The sequence below is a fragment of the Microbacterium sp. UBA837 genome, assembly GCF_002296025.1.
GTDB lineage: Bacteria > Actinomycetota > Actinomycetes > Actinomycetales > Microbacteriaceae > Microbacterium.
Genome location: NZ_DBHD01000019.1, coordinates 1 through 1,311 on the forward strand (window position 1 = coordinate 1; position 1,311 = coordinate 1,311).

Genomic DNA, 1,311 nt, shown 5'->3' on the forward strand with positions numbered 1-1,311 from the left:
GACAAGAAGTTCATGAAGATCGTCTCGCTGGCCCCGGAGGTCATCTGATCATGGCGAACATCAAAAAGGGCGACCTGGTTCAGGTCATCTCGGGCCCGACGCCCGAGCGCGGCGGTGACCGCGGCAAGCAGGGCAAGGTCCTCGAGGTCCTTGTCGAGCAGGACCGCGTGATCGTCGAGGGCGTGAACTACGTCACCAAGCACGTGCGCGTTGGCCAGACCCAGCGCGGCACCAAGACCGGCGGGCTCGAGACGATCGAGGCGCCCATCCACATCTCTAACGTCCAGGTCGTGGACCCCGAGACGAAGAAGCCGACCCGCGTCGGTCACCGTGTCGAGGAGCAGGTCAAGGACGGCGTCAAGCGTACGGTTCGCGTGCGCTACGCGAAGAAGTCAGGTAAGGACCTCTGATGAGCACCACCACTGCTGCGCCCGCTGGCAAAATCCAGCCGCGCCTGAAGCAGAAGTACAACGGCGAGATCAAGAAGGCGCTGCAGGACGAATTCGGCTACGCGAACGTCATGCAGATTCCGGGCCTGGTCAAGGTCGTCGTGAACACCGGTGTCGGCGAGGCAGCTCGCGACAGCAAGGTGATCGATGGTGCGGTCGACGACCTCACCAAGATCACCGGTCAGAAGCCGGTCGTCACGAAGGCTCGCAAGTCGATCGCGCAGTTCAAGCTGCGTGAGGGTCAGGCCATCGGCGCGCACGTCACCCTTCGCGGTGACCGTGCGTGGGAGTTCATCGACCGCCTCGTGAGCCTGGCACTGCCCCGCATCCGTGACTTCCGCGGCCTGTCGGACAAGCAGTTCGACGGCAACGGCAACTACACCTTCGGTGTGCAGGAGCAGTCGATCTTCCACGAGATCAACCAGGACAAGATCGACCGCGTCCGCGGGTTCGACATCACGATCGTGACGTCGGCGAAGACGGATGCCGAAGGTCGCGCTCTGCTGCGTCACCTCGGCTTCCCGTTCCGCGGTACCGAGCAGCAGGCCTGATCCACTCTTGATGTCCCGGGACCTCCGGGGCATCACCACCACAGGTCGGCGTCCGCGTAACGGGCGTCGAAACCTGGTGAACGAAAGAAGAACCCCATGACCATGACAGACCCGGTCGCAGATATGCTGACCCGGCTGCGCAACGCGAACTCGGCGCATCACGACTCCGTGTCGCTGCCGAGCTCCAAGCTCAAGACCCACATCGCCGAGATCCTCAAGCAAGAGGGTTACATCTCGGACTGGTCGGTCGAGGATGCCCGCGTGGGCCAGACCCTGACCATGACCCTCAAGTACGGCCCGAACCGGGAGCG

3 protein-coding genes are annotated in these 1,311 nt (G+C 63.4%); all 3 read left to right on the top strand.

The features are described 5' to 3' along the window. Positions 1–50: 50 nt before the first annotated feature. The gene (gene rplX, locus B3587_RS01505; protein ID WP_228177317.1) at positions 51–410 is read left to right on the top strand and encodes a 50S ribosomal protein L24; all 360 of its coding nucleotides are present in this window, start codon (positions 51–53) and stop codon (positions 408–410) included. After that, positions 410–1,000 (top strand): 50S ribosomal protein L5, encoded by a 591-nt coding sequence (rplE, locus tag B3587_RS01510; RefSeq protein WP_228177316.1) that lies wholly within the window; start codon positions 410–412, stop codon positions 998–1,000. The genes rplX and rplE overlap by 1 nt, the downstream gene beginning before the upstream one ends. Before the next feature lie 96 nt (positions 1,001–1,096). After that, a partial coding sequence (rpsH, locus tag B3587_RS01515) for a 30S ribosomal protein S8 (RefSeq protein WP_292726022.1) occupies positions 1,097–1,311 on the top strand: 215 nt, incomplete at its 3' end.